General features: G+C 43.9%; 16 protein-coding genes. All 16 read right to left on the reverse strand.

What is annotated here, in order from left to right; all coding sequences use genetic code 11:
- Nucleotides 1-22: 22 nt before the first annotated feature.
- Entirely contained in the window at nt 23-616 is a 594-nt protein-coding gene (locus tag QFZ77_RS24885; protein ID WP_047672942.1) for a dipicolinate synthase subunit B, read from the reverse strand.
- Complete coding sequence (gene dpsA / locus QFZ77_RS24890; protein ID WP_307443452.1) at nt 613-1,512, reverse strand: dipicolinate synthase subunit DpsA; 900 nt, start codon at nt 1,510-1,512, stop codon at nt 613-615. Before dpsA ends, QFZ77_RS24885 begins: the two co-directional genes overlap by 4 nt.
- A 158-nt stretch (nt 1,513-1,670) precedes the next feature.
- Complete coding sequence (gene dut / locus QFZ77_RS24895; RefSeq protein ID WP_307443453.1) at nt 1,671-2,126, reverse strand: dUTP diphosphatase; 456 nt, start codon at nt 2,124-2,126, stop codon at nt 1,671-1,673.
- Nucleotides 2,113-3,369: a M16 family metallopeptidase gene (locus QFZ77_RS24900; protein ID WP_307443455.1), complete on the reverse strand. Its 1,257-nt coding sequence runs from the start codon at nt 3,367-3,369 to the stop codon at nt 2,113-2,115. The genes dut and QFZ77_RS24900 overlap by 14 nt, the downstream gene beginning before the upstream one ends.
- A gap of 106 nt (nt 3,370-3,475) precedes the next feature.
- Nucleotides 3,476-4,528 carry a polysaccharide deacetylase family protein gene (locus tag QFZ77_RS24905; protein ID WP_307443457.1) on the reverse strand — a complete coding sequence of 351 codons (1,053 nt, stop codon included), beginning with the start codon at nt 4,526-4,528 and terminating at the stop codon, nt 3,476-3,478.
- 156 nt (nt 4,529-4,684) lie between these two features.
- Nucleotides 4,685-6,787, reverse strand: a complete 2,103-nt coding sequence (locus QFZ77_RS24910; RefSeq protein ID WP_307443458.1) for a polyribonucleotide nucleotidyltransferase — start codon at nt 6,785-6,787, stop codon at nt 4,685-4,687.
- 268 nt (nt 6,788-7,055) lie between these two features.
- The gene (gene rpsO, locus QFZ77_RS24915; RefSeq protein ID WP_029195252.1) at nt 7,056-7,325 is read right to left on the reverse strand and encodes a 30S ribosomal protein S15; all 270 of its coding nucleotides are present in this window, start codon (nt 7,323-7,325) and stop codon (nt 7,056-7,058) included.
- Between the two features lie 167 nt (nt 7,326-7,492).
- Complete coding sequence (locus QFZ77_RS24920) at nt 7,493-8,428, reverse strand: bifunctional riboflavin kinase/FAD synthetase (RefSeq protein ID WP_307443460.1); 936 nt, start codon at nt 8,426-8,428, stop codon at nt 7,493-7,495.
- 46 nt (nt 8,429-8,474) lie between these two features.
- Nucleotides 8,475-9,389 (reverse strand): tRNA pseudouridine(55) synthase TruB, encoded by a 915-nt coding sequence (gene truB / locus QFZ77_RS24925; RefSeq protein WP_307443462.1) that lies wholly within the window; start codon nt 9,387-9,389, stop codon nt 8,475-8,477.
- Nucleotides 9,386-10,387, reverse strand: a complete 1,002-nt coding sequence (locus tag QFZ77_RS24930; protein ID WP_307443464.1) for a DHH family phosphoesterase — start codon at nt 10,385-10,387, stop codon at nt 9,386-9,388. The genes truB and QFZ77_RS24930 overlap by 4 nt, the downstream gene beginning before the upstream one ends.
- Nucleotides 10,384-10,743 (reverse strand): 30S ribosome-binding factor RbfA, encoded by a 360-nt coding sequence (gene rbfA / locus QFZ77_RS24935; RefSeq protein ID WP_057301522.1) that lies wholly within the window; start codon nt 10,741-10,743, stop codon nt 10,384-10,386. Before rbfA ends, QFZ77_RS24930 begins: the two co-directional genes overlap by 4 nt.
- Before the next feature lie 6 nt (nt 10,744-10,749).
- On the reverse strand, nt 10,750-13,683 hold the full coding sequence (infB, locus tag QFZ77_RS24940) for a translation initiation factor IF-2 (RefSeq protein WP_307443466.1): 2,934 nt from the start codon (nt 13,681-13,683) through the stop codon (nt 10,750-10,752).
- Nucleotides 13,673-14,002 (reverse strand): L7Ae/L30e/S12e/Gadd45 family ribosomal protein, encoded by a 330-nt coding sequence (locus QFZ77_RS24945; protein WP_171648885.1) that lies wholly within the window; start codon nt 14,000-14,002, stop codon nt 13,673-13,675. Before QFZ77_RS24945 ends, infB begins: the two co-directional genes overlap by 11 nt.
- The gene (gene rnpM / locus QFZ77_RS24950; protein ID WP_029195245.1) at nt 13,992-14,306 is read right to left on the reverse strand and encodes an RNase P modulator RnpM; all 315 of its coding nucleotides are present in this window, start codon (nt 14,304-14,306) and stop codon (nt 13,992-13,994) included. Before rnpM ends, QFZ77_RS24945 begins: the two co-directional genes overlap by 11 nt.
- 29 nt (nt 14,307-14,335) lie before the next feature.
- On the reverse strand, nt 14,336-15,433 hold the full coding sequence (gene nusA / locus QFZ77_RS24955; RefSeq protein ID WP_047672911.1) for a transcription termination factor NusA: 1,098 nt from the start codon (nt 15,431-15,433) through the stop codon (nt 14,336-14,338).
- Between the two features lie 36 nt (nt 15,434-15,469).
- Nucleotides 15,470-15,934 carry a ribosome maturation factor RimP gene (gene rimP, locus QFZ77_RS24960; protein ID WP_307443467.1) on the reverse strand — a complete coding sequence of 155 codons (465 nt, stop codon included), beginning with the start codon at nt 15,932-15,934 and terminating at the stop codon, nt 15,470-15,472.
- Nucleotides 15,935-16,157: the final 223 nt, after the last annotated feature.

Below are 16,157 nucleotides of genomic sequence, written 5' to 3' on the forward strand. Positions count from 1 at the left end.
CCTTCAAGATGTTATATATGAATTAGTATTGAAATCTCTCAATAATCATGGGCTGCAATTGCTTACCTTCAAGAGCAGCTTCACAGGCTTCCATAATCAAGTCCATCCGAGCTACCAACGAATTTGGTTTCGCTCCAGGTGCATCTTGACCATAGGGTACAAAATAAATGTTTTTGGTAATGAGAAGCTTAGCGATATTCATCGCGTTCAAACCCAGCCCATCATTGGTCGAAATGGCTAAAACTAGCGGCCGCAAATTTCTCATTTGCGCTTTTGCAGCCATAAGTACTGGACTCTCTGTCATCGCGTTTGCTAGCTTACTAGTCGTGTTCCCTGTGCATGGCGCAATAACCATCACATCAAGCAGCTTGGATGGACCTAGAGGCTCAGCGGCCACAATTGTAGATATAATTTCGTTACCTGTTATATCCTTTATCTGTTGCTGCCAATCAGCTGCATTGCCGAAACGTGTGTCGGTAGTCATGACTGTATTCGATACAATCGGAATGACACGAGCACCTGCATCTACAAATCTCTTAATCTGAGGCATGACTTCTTCCAACGTACAGTGAGAACCAGTTAAAGCATATCCGACTGTTTTCCCTTGCCAATTCATTCCACATCGCTCCTGTCTTTGAAGTCTTCCACGATCAGCTGACTGAGTGTGTTTGCCATGATGCGGCCAGCTGTTTTGGGGGCGACGATGCCAGGTAAACCGGGCGCTAGCATCGCTTTGATGCCTCTTTTCTCGGCAAATCGGAAGTCCGTTCCGCCAGGTTTAGAAGCCAAATCGATGATAAGCGCGCGATGTGGGATATTAGTAATAACTTGCGCTGTGACTATCATAGTCGGAATTGTGTTAAAAAGCAAGTCAATATTCCCCACTTCCGGGTACAAGTCCTTTGTATAAAAAGGCTGAAAACCCATCTCCCACGCCCTTGCAAAATGCTCCGGTTTCCTCACGCCAACCTTCACGGTTGCCCCTAATCCCTGCAAAGTTTTGGCCATTGTAAAACCTGTACGACCAAAACCTAAAACCATACTAACTGAACCGTGGATGGTAATATCGGTATTCTGGATCGCCATCATCAGCGCTCCCTCGGCTGTCGGAATGGAGTTATAAATCGCAATATCATCACGCTCGAATAACTCCACTACCTCAATCCCATTTGCCGCACAAAGCTTTTTTAGAAAGCTTTTGGCCATTCCTGTATACACTTTGGCATGCTTTGGCAGTGAAGACATAAGATCGTCAGTCAGTCTCATCTCTTCACTCGAGAATATAGATTCCACTTGTCCCGAATCATCCGTACCTACAGCAGGTAAAATAAGTACATCAACGGTTTGAAACAGCACGGGATCGAGTCTAGCATTTGAAACACCGCTAAATTGTCTCCCTAAATTGTCAAAGCCGATTAATGTCACCGTAGCATCAAGTTCAGTAAATTTCTGAATTACTTCAAGCTGCCGGGCGTCTCCACCCATAATAGCAACCGAAATCCCAGTGAGCATTCTCGCTTACACCCCTTTCTCGGTCCGTTTCGATAAGTTATAGTATGCGTTCGCCTAAGGATGGGTGACTTTCCGTACTCAGTTCCTTGGAAAACAAAAAGAACCCCTTCAATTGAAAGGGGTTCAGGCATTTTATGCTTACGTGTGCAGTAGATTTATTACCGTCCTGTATGACCGAAACCGCCTGATCCTCGCTCCGTCTCCGTTAATTCCGAAACCTCATTGAGCTGGATCTGTGGTACAAGCTGGAATACCATCTGTGCAATTCGCTCATTCCGCCGAATGGTGAACGGCTCCGTCCCATGATTAATCAGCAGCACTTTCACTTCCCCGCGGTAGTCGGCATCAATCGTACCCGGTGAATTCAGTGTTGTGATGCCATGCTTGTAGGCGAGCCCGCTCCGTGGTCGGATCTGAGCTTCAAGCTCAGGTGGCATACTAAGTGCAAAGCCTGTAGAGATAAGTTGACGCTCACCCGGACCTAGAACTACCGGCTCGCTCACAGCAGCATGAAGATCGAAGCCGCTGGCAGCGGCGGACATTTTCTGAGGCAGAAGAATATCTTCCTGTCCGGATACCCGTTTAATTTGAACATCAAAGTTATAGAGAGACAAGCTGATCCCTCCTGAAGCCGTTAATTACATCATCCGAATTTCCCACCATTGACAGAGAAAAAGGTGCCCCGAATAGCGTTTTCGTCAATAGACGAATGTTCTCCATCTGAACGCTTTCAATTCGCTCGATCATTTCGTCGAGACTGTAATGTTTACCAGTCATCAGCTCATTTTTTCCAAATCGGTTCATACGGCTGCTGGTACTCTCCAAACTAAGAATCAAGCTGCCTTTCAGCTGCTCCTTTCCTTTCTTTAGCTCAGAATCTGTCATTCCATTCACCGCAATATCATGCAGCAGCTCCATAGTCACTTTGAGCACTTCTTCCGTCTGCTTCGGTGCTGTGCCTGTATAAATCGTGAACATACCGCTGTCGATATGCGAGGAGTGATACGAATAAACGGAATAAGCAAGCCCGCGTTTCTCCCGAATTTCCTGGAACAATCTAGAACTCATTCCACCGCCAATGGCATTATTCAGCAGTACCATCGGATATAGATTCTCTTCTTGGAGCGATAGACCTGGAAGCGATAGACAGATGTGGTTTTGCTCCGTTTTTTTCGCATGGAAAATCAGTTCTCCAAGGAAATCTGGTGCATCATAACTTGTTTCCACGCCCGTTTGAGCGAATTCACCGAAATGCTTCTCAATAAGCTCGCGCACACTATCATCAATATTGCCAGCAATACTAAGAACTGTATTTTCCGTATTATAGTATTGCTTCATATAGTTACGTAGATCTTCGGATTTCATTTTCGATAAATTGTCCTGAGTTCCGAGGATCGTATACCCTAGCGGATGTGAGCCATAAGAAGCTTTGGCCAATAAATCATGAACCAAATCGTCCGGTGTATCTTCATACATAGAGATTTCTTCATAAATGACGTTCTTCTCTTTTTCTAACTCACTCTCATCAAATGCAGAATGGAAAAACATGTCCGAAAGCATATCCATGGCAAGAGGCAAATGATCATCGAGAACCTTCGCGTAATAGCATGTATACTCTTTGGAGGTGAATGCATTCACATTTCCTCCGATTCCATCAAATATCTCCGCGATATCTTTGGCTGAATGGCGCTCTGTCCCCTTGAACAACATGTGTTCAATAAAATGCGAAATGCCGTTATTATCTTGAGACTCATTACGCGAGCCCGTCTTCACCCAAATCCCGAACGTTACCGATCGAAACGTAGGAATTTGTTCCATGACGACTCTCAAGCCATTATGTAAGCGATATTTGATCACCAAGGTTCCTCCTCGAATTGTAGCACCTAAAGTCCTTTTCCCCAATTATACTTACTCAGTCTAACAAAAATGTGCCAACGACTCAACTTTCCAGCTGATTCATCGATTAATTCGCGATTTGACCCGCTTCAACAACACGTCTAGAGGATAAAAGCTCAGATACGGTACCAATCGTCAATCCTTTATTTTTAATGATACGAATCATACCTTGCAGTGCTTCCTTGGATGAGGTCGTTGGATGCATCAAGATAAGTGATCCAGGCTCGACACTTGTCGATAACCGCTGAAGGATTCGCTCAGCCCCTGGATTTTTCCAATCTAACGTATCGAAAGTCCAAAGGACCGTTTGCAGGTTGAACTCCGATGCTACTTGAATCGTTTCTTGGTTAAAATAACCCGACGGAGGCGCAAACAGTATGTTCTTCACACCAATCTGCTGTTTCAACAAATCCTCTGTTTTAGAAATTTCCTCAACAGCTTTACTGCGAGTTATACTTCTCATATCCTTGTGCGAATAAGCGTGATTAGACAATTCATGCCCTTCGCTTTGGATCTTTTTGGCCATTTCTACGTTCTTCTTCAACCACGAGCCATCCAGAAAGAAAGTCGCATGTACATTTTCCTTGCGGAGAGTGTCTAGCATACTAGATAAATACTCATTTCCCCAAGCAACATTGATCATGAAAGAAACCATTGGCTTCTTGGGATTCCCTTTATAAATTGGATTCGGACCGAGATCGTTCAATTGAATACTAGGCTGCACTTCTTTCATTACATAATTAATTTTATTCGGCGTTAAGTGATGCTCTGCTAGCTTGAGCGTCTCCTCAATATCGACTTCCAATCCATTGTAACCGGGTATAGCTTTCCAAACGGGATCGATTTTGGCATTAATAGGGGCAATCTTTCGTTTTTCAGCTTCTTTCATGATCGTTTCTAGTAAAATGCTATGCTTTGACTTCTTTAGTTCGGTTGAATTTAAAGTCGCAGAGGCAAAGACAGGGAGTGCTTCTTCATCCCTCCAATTGGAATCTGCTAGATACGTGTTTTGATTATTTTTCACTGCATGAATGTAAGTTCCTACGCTAGGGATTGCATCCAATATAAGCAGAACCATAGCAAAAAAACTTCCAAGAAGAAGCCATTTTTTGTGGAGCATACACAGATCTCCCCCTTCCATATTTCCTGATTTTATGCAGGAAAGGACAAGAGTAGAACGAGGCATGTCCTGGTATGACGGAAAAGCAAAAAAGAGACAGATTGATCTGACTCTTTATCCAAAACTATTTAAAGGGGACTTCACAAGTCACGCGGCTTAGGTTTGAGCTGGGACTTGCGAAGTTAATGTCGCTTTGCGAGAAAGATTAACTCTTCCTTGTTGGTCAATCTCGGTTACTTTGACGGTGATTTGATCGCCAATGTTCACTACGTCTTCCACTTTCGCTACACGCTCTGTGGAGATTTGTGAAATATGAACCAAACCTTCTTTACCAGGCAAAATTTCTACGAATGCTCCGAATTTCTCAACGCGTTTTACGGTTCCCAGGTAAGTTTCACCCACGATAACCTCGCGTACGATGCCTTCGATAATGGAACGTGCTTTTTCGTTCATCTCTTGATTGGATGAAGCGATGAATACACGGCCATCTTGTTCGATATCAATTTTAACGCCGGTTTCTTCAATAATTTTATTGATGATTTTACCACCTGCACCAATGACATCACGGATTTTGTCCGGGTTGATGTTCATCGTAAGAATCTTAGGCGCGTATTTGGAAAGGGTCTTCTTAGGCTCAGAAATACGAGATACCATTTTACCCAAAATGTGCAGACGGCCTTCTTTGGCTTGCTGCAAAGATTGCTGTAGGATGCTGCGATCAATCCCATCGATTTTGATATCCATTTGCAGGGCTGTAATACCTTCAGCAGTTCCCGCAACTTTAAAGTCCATATCGCCAAGGTGATCTTCCATACCCTGAATATCGGATAGAATGGAGAAATGATCTCCGTCTTTGATCAGACCCATTGCAATACCAGCAACCGGAGCTTTAATCGGAACACCAGCATCCATTAGAGCAAGTGTACTTGCACAAATACTCGCTTGGGATGTTGAACCGTTCGATTCCAATACTTCAGATACGAGACGAATTGTGTAAGGGAATTCAACTTCATTAGGGATGATTGGCTCAAGGGCTCTCTCACCTAATGCACCATGTCCGATTTCACGACGACCTGGTGGACGAAGCGGTCTTGCTTCCCCAACGGAAAACGGAGGGAAATTGTAATGATGCATGAAACGTTTCGTTTCTGTAAGATCCAAGCCATCCAATATTTGAACATCGCCTAAAGCACCTAATGTACAGATACTCAGAGCTTGTGTTTGTCCACGTGTGAACAAGCCTGAACCGTGAGTACGCGGTAACAGATCAATATCACAATCAATTGGACGAATTTCTTCTGGTTTACGTCCATCCGGTCTCACTTTATCATGCGTGATCAAACGACGTACTTCTTCTTTAACGATATCATAAAGCGTTTCCTTCACATCACCTAGTAAGCCAGGAGTCTCTGCATACAAGGCTGTAAAATGTTCCACGGCTTCGGCATTCACAACATCGATTGCTTCTTGTCTAGCATGCTTCTCAGGAATTTTAATCGCATCAACTAATCTAGCTTGAGCAAATTCACGAACTGCACGATTTACCTCGGCATCAACCGTATGAAGTTTGACCTCCATTTTCGGTTTACCCGCTTGTTCAACCAATTCTTCAATCAACGCAACAATCTTACGGATTTCATCGTGTCCAAACATGATAGCCTCGAGTACAACTTCCTCTGAAACTTCATTCGCACCAGCTTCTACCATCATGATCGCATCTTTGGTGCCGGCAACTGTCAAGTGAAGATCACTTTTCTCTGCTGTCTCACCCGTCGGGTTAATAACGAATTGCCCATCTACTCGTCCCACAATCACACCACCAACAGGCCCATTGAAAGGAACGTCAGAGATTGCTAGTGCAGCAGAAGTACCAATCATTGCTGCCATTTCTGGCGGACACTCTTGGTCTACGCTCATTACGATAGAAACGATTTGCACGTCATTACGGAAGCCTTCAGGGAAAAGTGGGCGAATCGGACGATCCGTTAAACGGCTCGCTAGGATTGCTTTCTCACTTGGACGTCCTTCACGTTTAATAAAACCACCAGGAATTTTACCTACGGAATACAATCTTTCTTCATAATTAACCGTTAACGGAAAGAAATCCAGATCTTTCGGTCCGCTTGAAGCCGTTACTGTACTTAGCACAACCGTATCACCATAACGAACTGTTACAGCTGCATTGGCTTGTTTGGCCAGTCTACCCGTTTCAAGAATGAACGGTTTGCCGCCAAGTTCCATTTGTACCCTTTTCTCCATAACATCCTCCTAAGGAATTGTTCTATTCAATTCATATGTGTTTGATAAACATGCACAGAAAGTAAGGTTCAGAAACCTTTAATATTATGCTCCGTATGTACTCAAAAAATTGCCTAGCGCTGGAGTCATCCACTATTTCTGCGTAATGTCTAGTATTTCCTTCTTTTTCCGTTTTAAAAATACAAGAAAAAGCAACCTCGTTGCTTTTCTTCGCCAAAGCTTTATCAAGCCCAGCAAAGGAGCAACAGGTTGCTTCTCATTGTCGGTTTTATCGACGCAAACCAAGCTTTTCAATCAAAGCACTGTAACGGCTCACATCTTTGTTCTTCACGTATGCTAGCAGCTTACGGCGTTGACCAACCATTTTGAGCAAACCACGGCGGGAATGATGATCTTTCTTGTGAGTCCGCAGATGATTTGTCAGGTTGACAATGTTTTCTGTAAGGATTGCTACTTGTACCTCAGGTGAACCCGTATCGGTATCATGTACCTTGTGAGTTTGAATCAGTTGTGTTTTACGCTCTTGAGTTAATGCCATGATTGTTCATCTCCTAAATTCTATTGTATCCCCGCTAGCCTAGAAATCGCCGATGATAGCGTATGTCCAAGCTAAGGTTCATGCCAGAAGGTATAGATCCTTTTGGCAACGTTATTCAGTATATCATAATCGCACAGTAGAAGTAAATGCTTGTTTCAACTGAAACGTTATAATTTGTTCTTGGCTGTTTCGACGTCAAGTTTAATTTGAGTAACCAAATCGTCCAGGGATGAGAATTTCCGCTCTGGTCGAAGGAAAGCTATGAGCTCAACATTCATATGCTCGCCGTAAATTTGTTCGGAGAAATCAAATAAATGAGCTTCGAATGAGGGCTTCAATTCTCCAGTTGTGAAGGTAGGTTTTACACCAATATTCATAACCCCTTTATAGGTTTCCCCTTTAACAGAAGCTTTAATCGCATAAACACCATTGGTAGGGATGACATAAGACTCATCCAGTTGAATATTAGCGGTAGGAAAACCAAGTGTTCTCCCCCGCTTTTCTCCATCCACAACGATGCCGCTTATACTATAGGGACGCCCAAGAAGTCTGGTAACTGTGTCTATGTCCCCTTGCTGTAATGATTCACGAATGAGTGTACTGCTAACTTTTTCGCCATCCATATGAAAGGGTCTCACCACTTCTACAGAAAATTTCCCATGACTCAACTCACAGAGCGAATCCGGGGTACCTTTACCTTGAAAACCAAACGTAAAATCAAAACCGCATATGACACTTTCAACACCAAGTCGATCTAATACTTGATCCACGAAATGTTCCGGGGATAACCGCATTAAAGAGGCATCAAAGGTAACAATGTAGGTATGATTCACACCCAGTGATTCAAACATCTTCATTTTCTTACTCATCGGAGTTATTAGATCCGTATATCTATCTTGACCCATTACTGCTCTAGGATGTGGGTGAAAGGTCATGATGGCTGCCCTCAGCCCAAGATTCTTAGCCGTGCGTAGGGCTCGTCCAATGACTTCCTGATGTCCCAAATGTACACCATCGAAATCACCAATTGCCACCACTTGCTCTCCTACAATTAGGTCCAAATCATCCATATTAATGGGATATGATATTGGTATTATGCGCATAAGTTCATTTCACCTACCCATGTCAACCTGTCCCGTGACGTTATAATTAGAGGAAAACTTTGGCTGGGATCAGGACTTGGCTAGCGCTGTTCCATTCATACAAACCAAGAAAACGTTCATCAGGCGAATAAGCCCTGAAAATGGTTTGTGAAGCTTCTGCATGAGCCGTCCGATTCGCAGTCATAGTAATTTTCTTCCCCTGTAGTGCATGTACAGCTTCCCCGGCAGATAGTTCAATGAATGGGATATGTGAAATCGCCTGATCCATAGGAATCATATGCGCCTGCAGTAATCCTTGAACCTTCATTTGTTCAATCTGTTCAAATGTTAAGCACTGTTCTTGGCGAATACTGCCCGTCGATGTACGTATTAGACTTTTCATCACCGCCGGATATCCGAGAGCTTTGCCTATATCCACACATAAGGTTCTTATATAGGTCCCTTTGGAGCAAGAAGCACGAAATTGAATCTCTGGATGCTTTTGTTGTAGGTCCATATGAAGAATGTCTAGCTTATGAATCGTCACTTTACGTGACTTCCGCTCTACTTCCTTGCCTTCTCGAGCTAATTCATAGAGTCGTTTCCCATCAATCTTCACCGCAGAGAACATTGGTGGAACCTGTTCAATTTCTCCGACAAAAGAATGAAGAACCTCACGGACCTTCATTTCATCTAAAGTCACCTGTGAAACTTCTTCCAACACCGTACCCGTCATATCCTCCGTATCGGTAGAAAGACCAATTCGAAGAACAGCTTCATATTCCTTAGGCAGATCCTGAATGTACTCCACCATTCGAGTTGCCCTACCTATACATAATGGCAAAACCCCAGTTACTTGCGGGTCAAGCGTTCCCGTGTGGCCGATGCGTTTGATCCCAAGGATACCTCTAACTTTGGCTACTACATCATGAGAAGTGAAGCCCGCTGGTTTCCATACAGGCAAAATGCCTTCTAACGTCATATGAGTTCGTTCCCTACTTCCTGAACCATTTTGGCTACTGCTTCCTCAAGCGTACCTTGGATTGTACAGCCTGATGCACGAACATGGCCGCCACCGCCAAGTGATTGCGCAATCGCAGCAACGTCAACAAGTCCTGATGATCGGAGACTTACTTTAATGACACCGACTGCTTTCTCTTTAAATAGCATGCCCACTTCTACGCCTTCCACATTACGCGGATAATTGACAAGCCCATCCAGATCGTCGCTTGAGGCACCAGTTAACTCCAAATCTGCCAGAGAAACAGCAAGCCATGCTAATTTACGATCATTCGCAAATGAAAGTGTAGATAAAGCTTTCTGAAGAAGTACGATTTGCGAATAAGTGACTCTTTCCAGCACTTGCTCAGCTATGACAGAGCCCTGAACACCAAGTGATAGCAGCGTTGCACCAATCTGCATAACCTCAGGCGAGGTATTCGAATACCGAAAACCACCTGTGTCAGTCAGCAAGCCCGTGTAAATGCAATCACCAAACTCCAAATTCGGTACAAGTTTCATATGTATAGCTAAATCATACAAAATTTGAACGGTTGCAGCGGCATCATGTTTAATCAAATGGCACGAACCAAATCTATCGTTCGTTGGATGATGATCAACATTGAGCAGCTGTGCCTGGTCATCAAAAAGAGTGCTGATCCTACCCATTCTGGAGAAATCAGCACAATCTACACTTATGATGGTTTGGTAAAGTCTTTCTGGAACTTCCTTGCCATAATCAAGGACTTGATCATTTCCCCATAAATAGGAAAATTTAGAGGGCATAGCGCCCTCATTGATCATTGTAAAGGATTTTCCCAGTTGTTTAAGAATCCAACCGGTGGCATACGTAGAACTGGCGGCATCCCCATCCGGTTGGATGTGAGATACCACCAGGAAATCATCATGCTGCTCGATAAACGTAGCTGCTGCTGCCAGCTGCTGGCTGTACTCGGTGGCATGGTTCATTCCACTTCTCATACGCTTGAATTTCCTTCCTGATTAAGCTTGTGCAACAAGTTATCGATATGACTTCCATAATCAATAGAAGCATCGAACTTAAATTGCAGTTCTGGAATTTTACGTAAACGAATTCGTTTGCCTAATTCCGAACGAATATATCCAGAACCCACAGAAAGTGCCTTAAGTGTTGCAGCTTTCTCTTCTTCTGTGCCCATTACGCTAAGAAAAACGCGAGCTAAGGATAAATCGTTCGTTACTTCTACACCAGTTACGGTTAAGAAACCAATGCGTGGATCTTTCAATTCGGACTGAACGATCTGGCTTAATTCTTTCTTGATTTGTTCGCCAACTCGACCTACACGAACTCTAGCCATTTGTCATCACCTCTCAACGGACTCCATGATGAAGGCTTCAATAATGTCGCCCTCTTTAATATCATGATAACGCTCAAGAGATATACCACACTCGTAACCTTGTGCCACTTCTTTTTGGTCATCCTTGAATCGTTTCAGGGAGTCTATTTTACCTTCGTGCACGACAATACCACTGCGGATCAAGCGAGTTTGTGCATTACGAGCAATTTTGCCTGAGATAATCATACATCCAGCAATTGTACCTGAACCCGTAATTTTGAACACATTACGTACTTCTGCTTGACCAAGTACAACTTCTTTAAAGATAGGATCCAGCATGCCCTTCATAGCTTGCTCGATTTCTTCAATTACGTTGTAGATAATGTTATGCAGACGGATATCAACTTTCTCTTGATCTGCTGTTGCTTTCGCAGCAGGTTCAGGACGAACATTGAAACCGATAATAATCGCATTTGATGCAGAAGCCAGAATAATATCAGATTCTGTAACAGCACCAACACCGTTGTGAAGAATTTTAACGCGAACGCCTTCCACTTCGATCTTCTCAAGTGAGCTTTTCAGGGCTTCAACAGAACCTTGAACGTCACCTTTGATGATTACGTTAAGCTCTTTGATTTCGCCGTCTTTAATGTGTTTAAAGAGGTCATCCAGCGTGACGCGGGAATTCGCCGTCATTTCGGATTGTCGAAGTGCTATGGAACGACGATCTGCAATGTCTCTTGCCTTACGCTCATCTTCATAAGCAAGGAATGGATCCCCAGCTTGTGGAACTTCTGTAAGACCCGTGATTTCAACTGGTGTTGAAGGACCCGCTTCTTTCAGACGTTTACCTTTATCATTCACCATCGCTCTTACGCGGCCGAAGCACACGCCAGCTACGAAGCTATCTCCGACTTTTAATGTACCATGTTGAATCAGGATTCTGGCAACTGGACCACGACCTTTATCCAACTCGGCTTCGATTACGGTCGCTCTAGCACGTTTGTTCGGATTAGCTTTATACTCTTGAACTTCCGCAACAAGCAGAATCATCTCAAGCAGATTTTCAAGTCCAATCCGTTGTTTTGCGGAAATTTCGCAGAAAATTGTATCTCCGCCCCACTCTTCCGGAACCAACTCATAAGCAGTAAGTGCTTGTTTGATTTGATCTGGATTTGCGCCTTCTTTATCAATCTTGTTAACTGCAACAATGATCGGAACGCCTGCTGCCTTAGCATGGTTAATTGCTTCAACGGTTTGCGGCATTACGCCGTCATCAGCAGCAACAACGATAATTGTAATATCGGTTACTTGTGCACCGCGGGCACGCATCGTTGTAAAAGCTTCGTGACCAGGCGTATCCAAGAAAGTGATTTTCTTTTGGTTAACTTCAACTTGATAAGCACCGATGTGCTGCGTAATACCGCCTGCTTCGCCTTCGGTTACACTTGTTTTACGAATAGCATCAAGTAAAGTCGTTTTACCATGATCGACGTGCCCCATAATCGTAACAACTGGCGGACGCTCAATCAGATCTGCCTCATCGTCAATTTCTTCGAAAGTCTCGAAATTATCTTCTTCGACTTTAATCTTAATTTCAACTTCAACGCCAAACTCGGATGCAATCAATTGAATGGCTTCCAAATCAAGCTCTTGGTTGATTGTTGCCATTGTACCCAAGAACAAAAGCTTTTTAATAACTTCAGAAGCATCTTTGTGAAGTAATTTCGCTGTTTCACCAACGGTCATACTGCCACGAACGATGATTTTCTTAGGCGTGTTGTCAATTTTTTCTTTCTTAACGGTTTCTTGTTGGTATCTGCCTCTATTGTTACCGCGTTGATTTCCTCTGTTTTGTCCACCAGGTCCGCGATTGCCGCCGGAACGGTTATCATCAAAACGCTTAGGAGTTGGTTTGGATTTCTTAGTTGTAATTACACCAGCTTTAGCTGCTGCATCATCCAATTCAGCTGCTGTTGCTCCTACGTGGAACTGCGGCTTTGCTTCTTGAATGACAGGTCTTCCGCTTTGATTATTGTTACGGTTATCAAACGGTTTGGACTGACGGTTTGGGCCAGCACTACGGTTCGGGCCTGCATTTTGCGGACGGCTGCTATTTGCGCTTTGTCCACCACCAGCTCCCGGTCCACCAGTCCCCTGACTTGGACGAGACCCTGCATAGTTACTATTGCTGCGTGGAGCTCCGCCTTGGCCTTGACCTTGGCCTTGGCTGTAGCCTTGACCGCCACTAGGACGTTGGCTATTGTAGCCGCCAGTTGAACCACTTGGACGCTGGCCACCTGGATTGGAACCTTGATAACCCGTACGTTGTCCACCTTGGCTGGAACCTTGACCACTAGGGCGTTGTCCACCTGGATTGGAGCCTTGATAACCCGTACGTTGTCCACCTTGGCTGGAACCTTGGCCGCTAGGACGCTGTCCGCCTGGATTGGAACCTTGATAACCTGTACGTTGTCCACCTTGGCCTTGACTGTTTGGGCGTTGCCCGCCTTGCGATGATCCTTGACCACTTGGGCGTTGATCACGCCCAGGCTGAGCTGGACGACTAGCCGTATTAGGCGTAGATTGTCCTTGGGGTGCTGTTACAGCACCATTTGTAGTCGTGCTGTTCGTTGGTTCTGAAGCAACTGGCTTCGAAGCCTGTGTTGCTGCACCTTTATTCTCTTGTGCTGGAGCCTGCGTTGCAGGATTCTGATTCGTCGTAGATGAACTCACATTTCCTCCGTCCGTAGCTGCTCGTTTGGCAGCCGCATTGGCTTTAATATCACGAAAAAACTTTTCTACACTGCTTACTGCGTCATTTTCCATTACACTCATATGATTGTTAACGGGAATATTCAGACGTTTGAGGATGGTTATAATTTCTTTGCTGCTCATATTGAGTTGCTTTGCGTATTCGTAAACGCGAGTCTTATCTTTATTGTCTTGTTTATTGGTCAATATGTTTCACCTCCGCAGGATTATCTTGACTCTTCTGCAGCATCTGCGCGAAGCCTCCGTCCAATACACCTATGGTGACACGCATTTCTTTCCCAATGCTGCGGCCCAATTCATACTTCGTACCTATTTCCATGAGTTTAATTCCATAGAATTGGCATTTATCTTGAAATTTCTTACGTGTATTAGCAGATGCATCCTCCGCCATAATGACAAGTTTGGCTTCTCCCGAGCGAATCGCTTTAAACACACCTTCATCACCGGTAACTAGCTTCCCTGCCCGCATCGCCAAGCCCAATTGGGATAGAAATTTAGGATTCATCTTCAGACTCCTCCTCTTTAGAAGAGAGGAACTCATCTTCAACACGAATGAAATCTTGCTCCAATTGGTCATAAATATCGGCACCAACGGCATGCTTCAGCGCTCTATCCAGGGCTTTACTTTTCTTCGCCAATTTAAAACAAGAAACTTTACCGCACAGGTAGGCACCGCGCCCAGACTTTTTCCCTTTGAGATCAATGAGAATTTCATCTTCAGGCGTTTTGACGATGCGGATCAAGTCCCTCTTCGGCATCATTTCCTGGCAGGCCACGCATTTTCTCAGAGGGATTTTTCTCTGCTTCATTCCGATCACCCCTTGCTACGAACAAAAACTTAATCGACACTCACAGAATCTTGATGCATTTCTTCTGAATAAGTTTTCACTCTGCCATATTCTTGTTCGGCTTGTGTTTCACTTTTGATGTCTATTTTCCAACCTGTCAATTTGGCAGCAAGACGAGCATTTTGCCCTTTGATTCCAATAGCCAAAGAAAGCTGATAGTCAGGTACAATGACACGCGCCATTTTTTCATTTTCATGAATTTGCACTTCAAGCACTTTGGAAGGGCTAAGCGCATTGGCTACGTATTCTTCCACGCTTTCCATCCAACGAACGATGTCTATTTTCTCGCCGCGCAGTTCGCTTACAATCGTTTGAACACGTAACCCTTTAGGCCCTACGCAGGATCCTACTGGATCAACTTCAGCGTTGCGAGAGTGAACAGCAATTTTGGATCGGAAGCCGGCTTCACGCGCAACCGAACGAATCTCGACCACACCATCAAAGATTTCAGGAACTTCCAGTTCAAAAAGACGCTTCAACAGCCCTGGATGTGTTCTTGATAAAATGATTTGCGGTCCTTTCGTCGTATTTTCCACTTTCGTGATATAAGCTTTAATCCGATCGCCCTGTTTGAACTTATCCGTAGGCATCAATTCAGTCAAAGGCAGCACAGCCTCAACTTTACCCAAGTCCACATATATGTTACGTTGATCTTGGCGTTGAAGGATTCCTGTAACGATATCTTCTTCCTTGTCGATAAAAGCATTATAAATTAAGCCACGCTCGGCTTCACGAATACGCTGAGTCACCACTTGTTTGGCAGTTTGAGCAGCAATACGTCCGAAATCACGAGGAGTCACTTCAATTTCAACGATATCTTCCAATTGGTAATTCGGATTAATTTCACGAGAAGCGTGAAGTGAAATTTCCAATCTTGGATCTAATACTTCCTCAGTTACGGTTTTACGGGCATATACCTTGATGAGGCCAGTATGGCGATTGATATCAACTCGCACGTTCTGTGCGGTGTTGAAATTACGTTTATAACTTGAAATCATCGCTGCTTCAATTGCATCGATAAGTAACTCCTTTGAGATACCCTTCTCACGTTCAATTTCCGACAGCGCTTCGATAAAATCCGTGTTCATTTGAACTGAGTCCCCCCTTTCAATAAGTAACGGTCACTAAAAAACGATAGCTAGACGAGCGCTTGCTACTTTAGCGAACGGGATAATTATTTTCTTTTTGCCAATTTCAATAACGAGTTCTTCCTCGTCAAAGGAAAGCAGCAAACCTTCAAATTCCTTGGAACCGTCTATAGGTTCATAGGTGGTAACAAATACATGACTATTCACAGCCTTATAATAATCTTGTGTCTTCTTAAGCGGACGTTCCGCGCCAGGTGAAGAAACTTCCAAGAAATAGGCATCAGCAATGGGATCTTTTTCATCCAATTGAACACTTAAGTATTCACTGATGCGGCCGCAATCATCTATATCAATTCCGCCTTCCTTGTCTGCATAGACACGAAGGAACCAATTGCTGCCCTCTTTGACATATTCAATATCCACGAGTTCAAATCCATTTTGTTCAATGAAATCCTTCAGCATGTCCTCAATGACGGATTTGATTTGCGCTTGTGTAGCCACAGATAAATGTACCTCCTAAATTGACTTTCCCTTATCGTATTCCGAAAAGTCCCTATATCAAAATGTAAAGAGTGGGTTTCCCCACTCTTTAATCACAAGATGATATCCTCATTATTGCCAATAAAAATTATACCATAACCATTCTTTGCATTACAATAGCAAACTTGTTAATCATTTTCACTTGACAGCCTAAAGTTTTCTTAAGAAAACTTGCTTCGGAAGC

It is taken from the genome of Paenibacillus sp. V4I3 (assembly GCF_030817215.1).
Taxonomy (GTDB): Bacteria; Bacillota; Bacilli; order Paenibacillales; family NBRC-103111; genus Paenibacillus_E.